Annotated in this window: 9 protein-coding genes and 2 pseudogenes; 3 read left to right on the top strand and 8 right to left on the bottom strand. The window is 51.5% G+C overall.

Annotated elements, in window-relative coordinates; translation table 11 throughout:
- The first annotated feature begins 104 nt into the window (after nt 1-104).
- The 3 genes from IQ241_RS23340 (at nt 105) to IQ241_RS23350 (ending at nt 4,734) form a co-directional block, all read left to right on the top strand.
- Nucleotides 105-956, top strand: a complete 852-nt coding sequence (locus IQ241_RS23340; protein WP_193911887.1) for a M48 family metallopeptidase — start codon at nt 105-107, stop codon at nt 954-956.
- Between the two features lie 5 nt (nt 957-961).
- Nucleotides 962-2,071: a tocopherol cyclase family protein gene (locus IQ241_RS23345; protein ID WP_193911901.1), complete on the top strand. Its 1,110-nt coding sequence runs from the start codon at nt 962-964 to the stop codon at nt 2,069-2,071.
- A 554-nt stretch (nt 2,072-2,625) separates the two neighbouring features.
- Nucleotides 2,626-4,734 (top strand): hydantoinase/oxoprolinase family protein, encoded by a 2,109-nt coding sequence (locus IQ241_RS23350; RefSeq protein ID WP_193911903.1) that lies wholly within the window; start codon nt 2,626-2,628, stop codon nt 4,732-4,734.
- A 1,188-nt stretch (nt 4,735-5,922) separates the two neighbouring features.
- On the opposite strand, the gene IQ241_RS23355 is transcribed toward IQ241_RS23350, so the two are convergent.
- The 8 genes and pseudogenes from IQ241_RS23355 to IQ241_RS23390 all read right to left on the bottom strand — a co-directional run.
- Nucleotides 5,923-6,192 (bottom strand): type II toxin-antitoxin system RelE family toxin, encoded by a 270-nt coding sequence (locus tag IQ241_RS23355; protein WP_193911888.1) that lies wholly within the window; start codon nt 6,190-6,192, stop codon nt 5,923-5,925.
- Nucleotides 6,189-6,407 (bottom strand): hypothetical protein, encoded by a 219-nt coding sequence (locus tag IQ241_RS23360; RefSeq protein WP_193911890.1) that lies wholly within the window; start codon nt 6,405-6,407, stop codon nt 6,189-6,191. The genes IQ241_RS23355 and IQ241_RS23360 overlap by 4 nt, the downstream gene beginning before the upstream one ends.
- Before the next feature lie 537 nt (nt 6,408-6,944).
- Nucleotides 6,945-8,285, bottom strand: coding sequence for a ferredoxin reductase family protein (locus IQ241_RS23365; RefSeq protein ID WP_193911892.1), 1,341 nt, complete (start codon nt 8,283-8,285; stop codon nt 6,945-6,947).
- A 54-nt stretch (nt 8,286-8,339) separates the two neighbouring features.
- Nucleotides 8,340-9,112: pseudogene (locus IQ241_RS23370) on the bottom strand (bacteriorhodopsin).
- A 298-nt stretch (nt 9,113-9,410) separates the two neighbouring features.
- Entirely contained in the window at nt 9,411-9,614 is a 204-nt protein-coding gene (locus tag IQ241_RS23375) for a hypothetical protein (RefSeq protein WP_193911894.1), read from the bottom strand.
- Between the two features lie 360 nt (nt 9,615-9,974).
- Entirely contained in the window at nt 9,975-10,403 is a 429-nt protein-coding gene (vapC, locus tag IQ241_RS23380) for a type II toxin-antitoxin system tRNA(fMet)-specific endonuclease VapC (RefSeq protein ID WP_193911897.1), read from the bottom strand.
- Nucleotides 10,404-10,631, bottom strand: coding sequence for an antitoxin (locus IQ241_RS23385; RefSeq protein WP_193911899.1), 228 nt, complete (start codon nt 10,629-10,631; stop codon nt 10,404-10,406). It lies immediately after the preceding gene.
- A gap of 12 nt (nt 10,632-10,643) precedes the next feature.
- Nucleotides 10,644-13,289 (bottom strand): annotated as a pseudogene (locus IQ241_RS23390) (N-6 DNA methylase); the annotation flags it as partial.
- Nucleotides 13,290-13,412: the final 123 nt, after the last annotated feature.

The following is a 13,412-nucleotide window of genomic DNA, read 5'->3' on the forward strand; positions in this document are numbered from 1 at the left end:
TGGGGTAGGGGCATGGTCGCCATACCCTGCGTTAGGGGCTGGTGTCGGAAGTGCTGGGGTAAATGTGGGATAATGGGTGGCAGTTCACAATTCTTTGCTAGATGATGGGGCGCTCAAAGGGCTTTTGGGGTCGAAAGGGTAAGCAGGGTAAGGGGTTTTCGCAGGGTCGGTCAGGGGATGAAGCGCGCTTCTCCAGCGGGGCTCTGCCAGCGGGGCTGCCGGACTATCGGGTGCGGGAAAGTTCGCGGGCTAAGCGGGTGACGCTGAAGGTGTCGGTGGAAGGTAAGGTCGAGGTGGTGGTGCCGCAGGGCTATGACCTGGACGACATTCCGTCGCTGATTGCAAGTCGGTGGGATTGGATTGCGCGATCGCGGCAAAAGCTCCGGGCCGACCGGGCTAAGACCTCTGATGCCTGGCAGGCAGAGCGCCCCAGCGCCATCGAGCTGCGCTGGCAGAACTCGGATCCGAAGGCTGCGCCCGAACGCTGGCCGATTTCCTATGAGGCTCGGCCCATGGATAACGTTCGCCTCATCCCAAAGCCGGACGATTCTTTGGAACTGATCGGCAATATTGACCACCTGCCGACCTGTCACGCGGTTCTGCGGGAGTGGCTTAAGAACTATGCCTGGGATGTGCTGGTACCCTCGATGCGCCAGCTCAGTGATGAGCTAGACCTGCCCTGTAACGACATCACGATTCGCGGGCAGAAAACGATTTGGGCCAGCTGCTCCAGCCAGAAGAATATGAGCCTCAACTATAAGCTGCTGTTTCTGCCGCGATCGCTGGTTCACTATGTGCTGGTGCATGAGCTCTGCCACACCGTAGAAATGAATCATTCGCCCCAGTTCTGGCGGCTGGTGGGCCAGAAGCATCCCAGCTTTGAGCTAGACCGAGCCGCAATCAAAAAAGGCTGGCAGTACGTTCCCCGCTGGGTAGAGTCTAGAGCCTACACATGAGATGGATGAAACCTGCCCGCTCCTCCCGAGCCCTGCAAACGCCCCACAGCGGCTATCACTGGACGGGCGGGCAGCAGCGCTTTTTTGAAGGCTGGTACTTTCGCCTGACGCTGCCGCAGCCGAGCCAGTCCTTTGCCTTTATGTACTCCATTGACGACCCGGCGAGGGGCAAGCCCCACAGCGGCGGCGCAGCGCAGATTTTGGGGCCAGATGAAGCCTACTGCTGCCGCACCTTTCCCGACGTCAGCCGGTTTTGGGCCTGGCCGGAGAAATTAGGATTGGGCCATCGGCGTGGCGGCTCGGGCCTGCCGGGCTATCTTGAGCCGGAGGTATTCGAGCAGCAGGTGTCGGAGGGCTATCAGGCGACGGCGACCTGGCATCAGGGCAAGCTCAAGGATCCCGTCCTGGGTCCTATCCGCTGGCAGTATCACATTCGCCCGGTCTATGGTTGGGGTGATTCCCCGCGATCGCAGCAGGCCACAGCGGGCTGGCTTTCCTACCTGCCGATCTTTGAGCCGGGCTGGCAGGTGCTGATGGCCCACGGCCTAGCCAGCGGCTGGGTGGAATGGCGCGGTCAGCGCTACGACTTTCAGGATGCGCCCGCCTACGCCGAGAAAAACTGGGGTGGGGCCTTCCCGTCCAAGTGGTTCTGGCTCCAGTGCAACGCTTTTGACGGCGAACCCCATCTATCGCTAACGGCGGCGGGCGGCCTGCGTCAGGTGCTGGGCTGGCAGGAAGAAGTGGGGCTGATTGGGCTGCATTACCGAGGTCGCTTCTACAAATTCCTCTCCACCGAGGCAGAACTCACCTGGCAGGTGCAGCCCTGGGGCCACTGGCAGATGACCGCTAAACATGAGCGCACCCGCCTTATCCTCACCGGCCACACCCGCGACCCCGGCACCCTAGTCCGCGTCCCCACCCGCGACGGCCTCCAGTTCCACTGCCGCGACACCACCCACGGCCAGCTCCACCTCCAGCTCTGGGAAACCCCAGCAACCGGCAGCCCCGAACGCCTCATCCTCAACGCCCACAGCCCCCTAGCCGGCCTAGAAACCGGCGGCAGTCCCTGGCCAGAACCCTGGCTCAAACCAGTCCATCCCCAGCCCATCCCCTGAATAGGCACGGTAACCATGCCCCTACCCATCCACCCATCCACCCCCTACCCGATCACCCGATCACCCCATTACTCTTTCCCCTTCCCTCTTCACTCACCACCCACCACCCACTCCATGTAGTAAACTATCCACACTGGGGCTGTGGCTCAGATGGATAGAGCAAGCGCCTCCTGAAAACTCGGGCACCGTCGGCGGAAACGCGGCGTGTGAATGTAGTCAAAGTCGGTGAAACCTAAGGAGCGGCAATACTGCTCTAGGGCAATACCGAGCCAAGCTTGGGCAGATGGCTTTCAAAGCTCAGCCCTTGAAGGTGTAGAGACTAGACGGCTACCACCTAATGGTTTCGACCTAAGGTGAAGGTATAGTCCAGAGAGTGGGGAAACTCACACCAATCTGAAGCGCTAGGTCGCGCGTTCGAATCGCGCCAGTCCCGTTATCCCTAGAATGTCCGCACTGTTGTCACTCGTTTCAGATGCCGAAACGGTACAGACTGAACAACTGGCTGAATTCTGCTTTCTTAAGATGCTAGGCATCCCCTAAGTTAGTTCTTGAATATGAAGCTGATCGGCGTAGATATCGGCGGCACCTTTACCGACCTGATACTGGCGGATGTGGCCCAGCAGCAGAGCTGGATCCATAAGGTACCGACGACCGTGGAAGATCCCTCCGTCGGCATGATTCAGGGGATTCAGACGCTCTGTCAGATGGCTCAGGCCGACTACGCTGAGATCGCGCATGTCCTCCACGGCACTACCATTGCCACGAATACACTGCTAACCCACGACGGGGCTCGCACCGGCATGGTCACGACTGAGGGCTATCGGGACATCGTTCATATCGGGCGGCACCAGCGGCCCCACCACTATTCGATCATGCAGGATATTCCCTGGCAGACGCGGCCCCTAGTGAAACGGCGCGATCGCAAAACTGTCCCCGAACGGCTCGACCCCAAAGGCGAGGTACTCACGCCGCTAGACGAAGAAGCCGCTAAGACCGCCATTTTAGAACTCAAGGCGGCTGGAGTGGAATCGATTGCGATTTGCTTTCTCAATTCCTACTTTGACGCCAAGCACGAGGACCGGGTGGCCGCGATCGCGCAGGAGCTATACCCCGAAGCCTTCATCACCACCAGCGCTAGCATCTTCCCCCAGTTTCGCGAGTTTGAGCGATTCACCACCGCCTGCATCAATGCCTTTGTTGGCCCTAAGGTAAAGCGCTATATTCACAATCTCAGCCGCAGCTTAGCGGAACAGTCCGTGCAGGCAGACCTGCACATCATGCGGTCGAACGGCGGCGTTGCGACTGCCGAAGTGGCGGGAGAGCAGCCCGTTACCCTGCTGCTGTCCGGGCTGGCGGCGGGTGTCCTGGGTGGGGCGGCAGCTGGGAAAGACCATCGAGACCGGCTGATTACCTTCGACATGGGGGGCACCAGTACCGATATCGGGATTGTCACCGAACAGGGCTTCGCTGAAGCGACCGCTCGCGATACCTGGATCGCCGGCTATCCGGTAATGGTGCCGATGATCGATATCCATACCATCGGTGCGGGCGGCGGCAGCATTGCCTACGTGGACGAAGGCGGCGCTTTCCGCGTTGGTCCCTGCAGCGCTGGCGCGGAGCCGGGACCGGTGTGCTATGCCAAGGGCGGCACGGAAGTGACCGTGACCGATGCCAACGTTGTGCTGAATCGGCTCGACCCGGAATACTTTTTAGGCGGCGAAATGGACATCTACCCGGACCGGGCCTTCGCCGCCGTACAGGCCCTGGCCGACCAGATGGGGCTTGACCTATACGAAACCGCTGCGGGCATCCTGACTATTGTTAACAACAACATGGCCAACGCCATCCGCTCCCGCACGATTCAAAAGGGACAGGACCCGCGCCAGTTTTCTCTAGTTGCTCAGGGTGGTGCGGGTCCCCTCCACGCCGCCGAGATTGCCCTTTCGCTAGGCATTCCCGAAGTGATTATCCCTCGCTACCCCGGCATCACCTCCGCTATGGGGCTGCTCACCACCGACCTAAAGCACGACCTGATTCAAAACGAATTTATCCTCAGCACGTCTCCCCACCTGGAAAAACTCAACGCCGACCTCCAGACGCTCGAAACTCAGGTTACCGGCCAGCTGCGGTCGGACGGCTTTAGCGACGAGGAGATGACCCTACAGCGCTTTGCCGACTGCCGCTATGTGGGCCAGGGCTATGAGCTGCGATCGCAGATTCCCAGTGGCACAATCAGCGAGGCTGCCCTGCAGGGCGTCTGGCAGCAGTTCCACGACCTCCACACCGCCGAGTATGGCCACGCCTTCCCCGAAAATCCGGTAGAGCTGGTGACGCTGCGGGTGACGGGCACCGGGCCGATGCCCAAGCTGTCTGGACTACCCATACTGGCCGAAGGCACTGTAGAAGATGCCTGGCTCAAGACCGCAGTGACCTACTTCCGCATGGATGGCAAGCTTGAGCGATACGATACCGATTTCTATGAGCGCGATCGTCTGCCGGCAGGCGGCCAGCTCGAAGGACCGGCGGTGATCTTTCAGAAAGACTCTACCATTCTGCTACTGCCCCAGAGCCTCGCGACGGTAGAACCTAACGGTAACCTGCTGATTCAACTGACGCAGAATTCTCTATCAGATAGGCGGCTCGCGATGGAAGCAGCGGTTTAGGAGATCTTGAAATTCTCGCTTTCAAAGCGAGTCGGTCAACAACACCATTCCTACCCAGAAACCAGGGCTGGAGATGGCTTGAAGGGATCTATCAAGATGCCGTCGTACTTCTGCCAGGATAGGCGCAATCAAAAATTCGGAGCGGGCCTTCTCAGTCGAGACCGCGGTCGCCAAAGGAATACAGTCTACCACAATGGTCGCTAGGGAGCCGGAAGGCGCAATCGGAGCAACCTCCGCGAATAGGTCATGGTTCTCTGCCAGGATCGAGAATTAAATAACTTGACCATTTGTGCATGTCTCGCGGCCCTCACCCCGGCCCTCTCCCCGGGGGAGAGGGAGCTAGATCCGGCCCCCTTCTCCCCCGGGAGAAGGGTTGGGGATGAGGGCTCGGGAGTTGTGCATCTTATTAAATCCTTGATCCCAAGACTAGGCCAAAGCTATCCCTAACTTTTGCTAGATTGAAATCGCCATAAACCATAATGACTTCTGAGGGTTTTGCCCTCGCCCGTTTAGCTTGAATTCTACTCTAAGTCTTTGGCTAAGGGGGCTAGTTTTGCTGCTGACCGTTCTCTAAAGTAGGGTTATCTAATAGCCTGAGGGAAACGAGGATATCAACTTAAAGTGGGAAAGGCTGCCTCAGGGGTATGTAACAATGAGCACCTGATGGTGCGGCCATAAAAAAGCTCTGCGGCGAAGCCCAGAGCCCTGTATCGTGCTCTTGCAAGATAACTTAGAGCCCGATGAAACTCACTATACGAGAACGCTGTCAAATGACTCTATATGTAGCGCAACATCCTATGCTCATGCGCTTCCCAAAAACCTTATTAACGAATATAAGCTTTTTTGATAATATATAGCCAACGCTTATTCAGTATTAACGGAACCGATAACAATGGTTGATGCTTCCAGAGCAGGGCGATAAACCGATACATAGTCAACGCCAGCGATGAGAAGCGAGCTAGGCTCAACTGCATCGGCCACCTGCTCAGATTAATTCCCTATCATGAGCCGACCTCCGAGCCGATGTCCTTCCTGAGCGTCAAGTGGCTATTGACTACGAGCACCCGCCTCTTGACAGCCAAACCTTCATTCCCGAACCGTTTTAAGTATAGCTGAGCGGCGGACAGTATTTTTCGAGAAATGCCCGAGTTTTTCCAATCCGTCCGCTCCTGCGTAGTGTTATGCCGCCTAAATTTGTGATAAAAGCTTTTCATATTCCGCATGGGAACCGATCCAAAACCAAATCACTGTGTCACCATCTCGTTGACCGACTGCTCTATAGCTTTTGCTGACACGAGCAGAGTAAATTGGCAAAGTAGGGTGAACCTGTTTGAATCGCAGGCTGGGATGGGCGGGGTCTTGCTGAAATTGACGATATGCTTGACGTGCTTGCTTCTGAACAGAATCAGGTAAACTTTCGAATGCCTTGCGAAATTTAGCCGTCGTTCGCGATTTCACAGTGTTTCAGGATCAAGAACATGAGTTTGACCAGCACTGTATTCAGCCATTGCCTCAGCTGCTAAATCCGCTAGCAGATTTTGGGAATCAGCAAATGTAGCATCCCATTTTGCTTCATCCTCAAGTTCTTCCATGATCAGCGCTGCGATCGCATCCTGCCCATTAGCATCCAAATTCTTCAGATGTTCAATGGCTTGCTCTAGGAGTTCGGTCATAAAAGAAAAGCTGTAACTTTCTAATCAGATTATAGCTAAAACACAATGTGTCCTACTGCAATGTCTTGCTTAATTAAACTTAATGCAATTAGCCGCGAAGGTTTGCATCACAGGTCAACTTTACTCGACCACCCGCAAAATGAACAATCAATCAATAATAAGATGAGTCGTACGCAATTTTCATGGCTGTAGCATTGCCGACCTGTGTACTCAGATAAGGGTGGCTCAGCCGTTTTTGAAGACGCGATCGCACCGATACATAGTCAACGCCGGTGATAAAAAGCGAGCTAGGCTCAACTGCATCGGCCACCTGATTTTATTTTTGGCTTTTGTATTTTATTCCAGCGTCTTTATGTCTTTTACAGCTGGCATTAATTACTCAAAAAAGAGGTGTTGTCTAACTCTAGAGATTCTTGAAACGAACGATTTTGCAGCCATGAAAACATAGCGGAAGATCCCAGTAAAATTAGAGTGATAATACTAACGATTTGAATCATAATTACGTATCGCATAAGCTATTCATCGTTGAGAACTAAACTAGACTAAATTGAAATGCTCCATGTGAACATTGGTCGCAGGCACCTGCAAATCATGAAGTGCGGCCTCAACCTGCTCCATCATTACGGGAGCGGCACAAATAAAATAGTGTCGGCTGCCCCGGTGGATGGGAACGTATCGTTGCAACAGGTCTTTATTGACATAGCCTGTTTCGCCCGTCCAGTCTTCGGGAGGTTCTCGCAACACATGAACGATTGTTAAATCCAGAGAGTCAACAAGGGTATCCAATTCCTCTCGAAAGGTTATATCTTCCCATGCTTTGTTTGCGTAAATGAGTAAAAACGGGCGGTCGTCTTTCCGCTCGGCAGCAGTGACTAGCATACTCATGATAGGAGTGATGCCGATTCCACCTGTTATGAGTACAAATCCAGCCGAGTCCCAGTAGAGGTCACTCGTAAATACCCCGTAGGGACCATCAAGATACGCTTTTGTACCCGGCTCAACATCCTTGACGGTTTGGGTAAAGTCTCCCAAAGCTTTGATAGTAAATTCCAACCGCTCAGGATGGTCGCCACTCGAAGACATGGAAAAGGGATGTTCACGCATGCGAAAGGGCGATATATCGAGAGTTATCCAGGCAAACTGACCGGGATGAAACTTAAATCCGTCATGTCCCCTCGGTCGAATAGCCAGTGTCCATACATTTCCTCTCTGGGGGACAATCTCTTCTACCAGATATGGACGTTTGGTCATCATCCAGGGTTTGACAATGCGGACATAGATTAGCAGCCATAAAGCGGTCAGACCGAGCGCGCTCCACAACAGCTTTTTCCAGAACAATTCCAGGTAATAGCTGACGCCTAGCGCGTGAGCTAAACCCAATGTCACTGCAACCACAGCTAAAATGCCGTGGGTTGTGCGCCACAGCTCATAGGGAATCTTCAGGGACTGCCGCCAAATTGAGGTGACTACGAGAATCAACAATGCCAGGGTACCAGCGACGGCAAATCTGGCTCGCCACGGAGCTTCAAAGAAATTCAATAAACGTAGCGTATCAGGCTGATCGACAAAGAGAATGAGGGGATGAATCAGGATCAGCGCAAAAGCTACTAGAGAAATGTAGCGGTGAAATTGCAGGATGATATCAATTCCGTAGGATGCCTCAATCCGATTGATGCGGGCGGTGAGGGCAAACTGAAGGGCCAGCATTGCCAACCCAACAAACCCTAGCGCCACTGAGAACTCTGTCCAAAAGCTTCGCTCATCGGGGGCCGGCGGATACAAGAGTAAGATAAAAAGAGGTAGCAGAGCGATCGCCAGATAAATGGCAATCCAGAAGGCAGCCACCGCAACCGGGCTTCTCGTTAATAGTCGCTGCATTTCGATCTGCCTCCTCGTTAAGCTAAATTTACATATACCGCACTAAAAACAGCGTTAGCTGCGGAAATAGCTTCTCCTTCGACGGAAGTGGCACGCCCCACCAATCGCTTGATCAACCCCGCGTTCCAGTCCTGGATTCCGCAAACTTCGCAAGCCGTGTAGGTCAATAAAGCTAAATCCGACTTTTGAAAAGAAGGGAATGAGGCAGAACAAAAACGTCTCGAAGGTCTGCCCGATGATTTCAAATTCTGATGGACACAGAATCCAGATGATGGGATAGCAAATCCATAGCACGGTGAAGTAAGTCGTTAGCCGATCAAAAAAACGCGCCAGGGCGGTTCTTGCTCTTTGCTCTTGCTGCGAAGCGGTCCCCAAATCATTCCTAAAACCACTAAAAATGCAACGACTCCAATGGAGTACCACAAAAACCTCACCCAACCGACTTCTGATAAATCAGCAATCAATCCTGAAACTACAACAATCACTTGCGTCCCCATCAGGCTACCAATCAGGGTCCAGTCTTTAGCAATGTAGTGCATCGCTGTCCAGGCTAGCGCCAATAGTAGCAGAGGCGTTGTCACGATCCAGTCAAGATAGCGGGCATAGTGAGCAATTTGTCCAGCAACCTCAATTTTACCTTGCTCTAGCTCCCCGTGAGGCAACGTCATGGATAGATAGGCTAAACCTGACCAGATTGGAATAAACGCTGCGACGAAATACTCATACTTGGGCACTCCGCGCGGATTACGGCTCAGCAAAATAAAGTATGCGGCTCCAATTGCCATTGCGATGACATAGATGCTATGGAACAGGCTTTGCCAAGCCATAGTAATTTACCTGTTAATAAAGTTCTTCCCCTATTAGACCTAGCTTTGTCAATAGCTGTAACTTCCAAAAGGCAGATTACTGGCAAATGTTTCCAAAGATTAGTCATACCCAAAGGCGATCGCGTTACCAGAATCGAGGTGGCTAAGGTAAGAAGTCGTGCCAGTCGGTGACGCCGCCGGGTTTGTCAATTAGGGTAATGTCTTCGCTGAGCTCGTCGCGGATGCGGTCGACTTCGGCGTAGTTTTTGCCTGTTTGGCCTGACGGCGCTGTTCGATTAAGGCTTCTGCTTGCGTGTCATCAAGGCCATCTGCTTGTGCTGAATTCGCTCGCCGCCTGAAATTCTTTTACTGGCTCACTATCCGGCTTAATCCGCATTGTCGCCGGGTCACCAAAGGCCGAGTCTTCGGCATCGGGCCAGCCCAGTGCCGAACCGTAGTGATAGCCAAAAAAAGCAGCCCGGTTTCTAGGGTAGCCCAGCCGTTTTTGCAGACGCGATCGCACCGATACATAGTCAGCGCGGCGATAAGGATCGAGCTAGGCTCAACTGCATCAGCCACCTGCTCAGATTGATTCCCTATCAAGATCCGACCTCTAAGCCGATTGTCCTTCCCGAGCGCCAGGTGGCTATCGACTACGAGCGCCCGCCTCTAGACAGCCAAACCTTCATTCCCGAACCGTTTTAACGACTGAGATGAGCCGCTGCGAATAACCTAGAACACTCAACACGTAATCTATCGGCGGTCAGACTATTGATTTATTATGTAGCCGTGCTCGCATCCACAAAATGGATTTCTCATGGTTCTGGTGGAATCTGCAATTTCAGGTCTTCATTCAAAGGCGGCATCTTAAGTTAGACCGCATCTAAAAGGATGCTGAGGTTGCTATGGTTCGTTCCGCCCAGTTTTCTAGCAATAGGTCGGGAATGCGTGAAAACTCTCGCACATTGTTGCTGACTAAGGTAACGCCACGGCTTAAGGCATGGGCAGCAATCAGCATGTCCATTGCCCCAATAACAAGCCCTTTGCTCTCCAGATCGCTTCTAATTAAGCCATAGACGGTCGCAGCAGTTTGGTCAAACTCAACAATTTCTAAAGGAATTAAAAACTGCATTAAAGCGCTACGATTTTTCTCTTGCTGTTGGCTCTTGTAAACGCCATATTCTAATTCCGCCACGGTGATAGAAGAAATGCCGATATCTGACAAGGAAAGTGATTGGAACCGTGTCAATACCTTGGGAGGTTTGTGCTTAATCAGATAAATACAAATGTTGGTATCAAGCAGGTATTGCATCTAGAACGCCTCTCGAACGTCGAGGGGGGGCTGCTCTCTAGTAGTCATGAAATCGTCAGAGAATTGCTCCAAGCTCTCAAATAGAGATTGCCAGGGGTTGTCTTTGGCAATCAAAACGATCGCGCCTCCAACTTTCTTAATGTAAACCTCAGTACCCGACATTTTGAAACCTTCGGGGAGTATCACGATTTGATGGGTGCCATCGGTGCTAATTTGAGCAGTATTCATGGTGCAAAACCTCTAGGTGGGTTTGATATTCAAGACTTCTAGCTGCTCGTTGATCCAGGTCGTTGCTGTGGCTTCATCCGTCTCTATCGCCCGTTCTACTCCTGTTTTAGCAATTTCTAGAAGTTGTTTAGATTGCTCCCTTGCTTTTCGAGATTCCCTCACCTTTTCTGCAATTTTCTGACGAGTAGTTTCTTTGGGTAATGTGATTGGAATATTCAACAAGTCCTCAGTAGAAATCGCTGGATACATACTGGCAGTTGTATGAAGATCTAGGATTTCGTAGACAATGGGAGAACGCAAATAAACCAGTAAAACTTCTGGCTCAATCTGAGTTGGTTTGAGAACAGCGAAGCCCGATGAGCAAATATAGTTGTTTTGTTCAGGCTCAATTAGAGCTGATAATCTCCGAATTGGGCGAACGGCTGAGGTAATAACATCATTGGTTTCGACAATCCATTGCGCTCGACTAGGGGCTTCTTCCATTGCAACTACTTCGCTATTGGCAAAGCCTTCTCCGCTGAGATTACCAATTTCAATGTAGTTAAATGAGCCTTCTTTCTCAGGCTGAAATTTACGCTTTGCCAATGTAACAACATCGCCAATACAGAGACCAGATTGACGCATGATTGCCATGACTTTCTGCTGCTTTGGCTGGTAATACTCAGCGTCTAAGCGACCGGAGGACAGAAACGACTCGGCAAAACTCTTGACCGCAACGGTTTCTTCCGTCGGTTGCCAGCCCTGCAAGCCAAGTTCCGACAACAGCAAATCCTCAGCTTGTTGATAAATGTCAATTGCCTTCAATCTATCTAAGTGCGCTTGGTTAAATAATTCTTTTAACCTTTCTTGAAACTCTAGGCTCAATAGAGGAATTTTTACTGCTGCAAGTTCTTGAGCATTAACGTTTGACTGATTGATTGAAATTCTAGCCCGTCTTTTTACATCCCAAATTCCCAAGCTAGAGTTTAGAAACGCAACCAAGTACTCAGGTAAAACTTTTGACTCGTCAGTTCTTGCCCTTATCAAATAAGATGCGAAAACAAAATTTTCATCTGAGCATTCTTTAAACAAACCAGTTCTTCCAACAAAATCAAAAGAATTTGTTCTATTGAATAGAATATCTCTTTCTTTCAACCTAAAAGCTTTCATGTCTATAGGAGAAATGTTCGCGAACTTTGAAACGTCAATATCGCACAACATATTATGAATTTCGTTCATTCTATAAATTTTTGTGCCTTCGCCTTCCTCGTTCATCTCTATCGAGAGTCCATATTGAATGAAAGTTAAATTATCTCCAACGTCAACATAGATGTAATTTGGATTTTGAACAGGTGGTCTTCTGTGAAACTCGCTATCAACCCTAAAGTCTTTATTTTTTAAAGCTTCACTAAGCAAAACTTCAATTGCTTCAAGCCCATCCATTAACCGCTGATACCTCACAGCATCAAACGGTGTCACAGATGGGCTGGGTTCAAAAAAACTGAACTTCTCCTTCTTGGCGAACTCAATAAACGCTTCCGCAATGCCGTCTTCCGTCAGTCCTTCGTGGTTATACAGGTCATGATCCACCACCAAATGACCATGTTCATCCTGCAAAAAATCACCCTCGCCCCCAACCACTCGTTGCGCTGGAGAGGGCGGCATCAATTCGCTCAGTTCATCATCGGGTGGTGAAGCGGTAGATGAGATAATCTTGCGCCAGATCTTGTCGCCAGAGTTATCTTTGCCAGACTTTTGCATCGTGGCAAAAAAGATGTTGTAATCATCCTGCCGAGGGCAGAGTGGACCAGCCTTTCGGTCATCGTTCCACGTCTGCACTAACAGCACCGAGGTTTTTGTACCCGTGTGCGGCTTAAACGTATTGCCATGCAGCCCCACAACTGCCAAAATCCGGCACCGTTCCGCAATGTAATTCCGAATATTTTTATCGGATGAATTATTGAACCGTCCCTGGGGAAGCACGATCGCCATTCTACCCCCCGGTTTCAAAAAGTCCAGATTGCGCTCAATAAACAAAATGTCGCGCCCCACTTTTGTTTGCCACTTACCGTTGGGCTTTTTTGCCAGGTCATAGCGGGCAATCATGCGTGGTTCTTTGATGTCTCCGGCAAAGGGCGGATTCGCCATCAGCAGATCAAACTGAAACTCTCGATAATCTTTGCTGCCTTTGGATCGTCGCTTTTTCAGCCGTCGAAACCCCTCATGGTAAACGTCGTCCCAATCGTCTTGATCTGTCACCTCATCCCAAAGTTCATAGTCCAACGTATTCAGGTGCAGCACATTCGTCTGTCCGTCTCCCGCAATTAAATTCAGCGTTCGCGCCACCCGCACCGCCTTTTCATCAAAGTCGATGGCAAACACCTTGTCTTCCACATACTCTTTGCAGCGAGGCGGCTTGTCCTCCAGCGAAAATAGATGACTGGCTTCCAATCCCTCATCATCCAAAATCTGCCGCCACACATAAAAAATCGTATGTACCGGAAACCCCGATGACCCCGCTGCGGTGTCGATCATGTACTCATCCTCTTGCGGATTGAGCATCTTCACACACATATCAATCACATAGCGAGGCGTGAAAAACTGCCCTTTCTCGCCCTTGCTGCTCTGATTGATCAAATACTCAAAGGCTTCATCGATCACATCCAGGTTGGAGTTATACTCTAGACGCCTGATATTTGGACTTTCTTAAAGGACTGAAAATTCATGGTCAACAAAGTTTCTAGCGATGCTTTGTGGGTCGTATTGGCCTGCTCAATACAAGTGTTAATCGCGTCCTTGAAC

Origin of the sequence: Vasconcelosia minhoensis LEGE 07310, assembly GCF_015207255.1 — a bacterium.
In the GTDB taxonomy this organism is placed as follows: Bacteria; Cyanobacteriota; Cyanobacteriia; order Phormidesmidales; family Phormidesmidaceae; genus Vasconcelosia; species Vasconcelosia minhoensis.

Excerpts from the sequence above, each read along its gene's own strand:
- IQ241_RS23340 (WP_193911887.1), top strand. The coding sequence starts at position 105 with ATGGGGCGCTCAAAGGGCTTTTGGGGTCGAAAGGGTAAGCAGGGTAAG.
- IQ241_RS23345 (WP_193911901.1), top strand. The coding sequence starts at position 962 with ATGAAACCTGCCCGCTCCTCCCGAGCCCTGCAAACGCCCCACAGCGGC.
- IQ241_RS23350 (WP_193911903.1), top strand. The coding sequence starts at position 2,626 with ATGAAGCTGATCGGCGTAGATATCGGCGGCACCTTTACCGACCTGATA.
- IQ241_RS23360 (WP_193911890.1), bottom strand. The coding sequence starts at position 6,407 with ATGACCGAACTCCTAGAGCAAGCCATTGAACATCTGAAGAATTTGGAT.
- IQ241_RS23365 (WP_193911892.1), bottom strand. The coding sequence starts at position 8,285 with ATGCAGCGACTATTAACGAGAAGCCCGGTTGCGGTGGCTGCCTTCTGG.
- vapC (WP_193911897.1), bottom strand. The coding sequence starts at position 10,403 with ATGCAATACCTGCTTGATACCAACATTTGTATTTATCTGATTAAGCAC.
- IQ241_RS23385 (WP_193911899.1), bottom strand. The coding sequence starts at position 10,631 with ATGAATACTGCTCAAATTAGCACCGATGGCACCCATCAAATCGTGATA.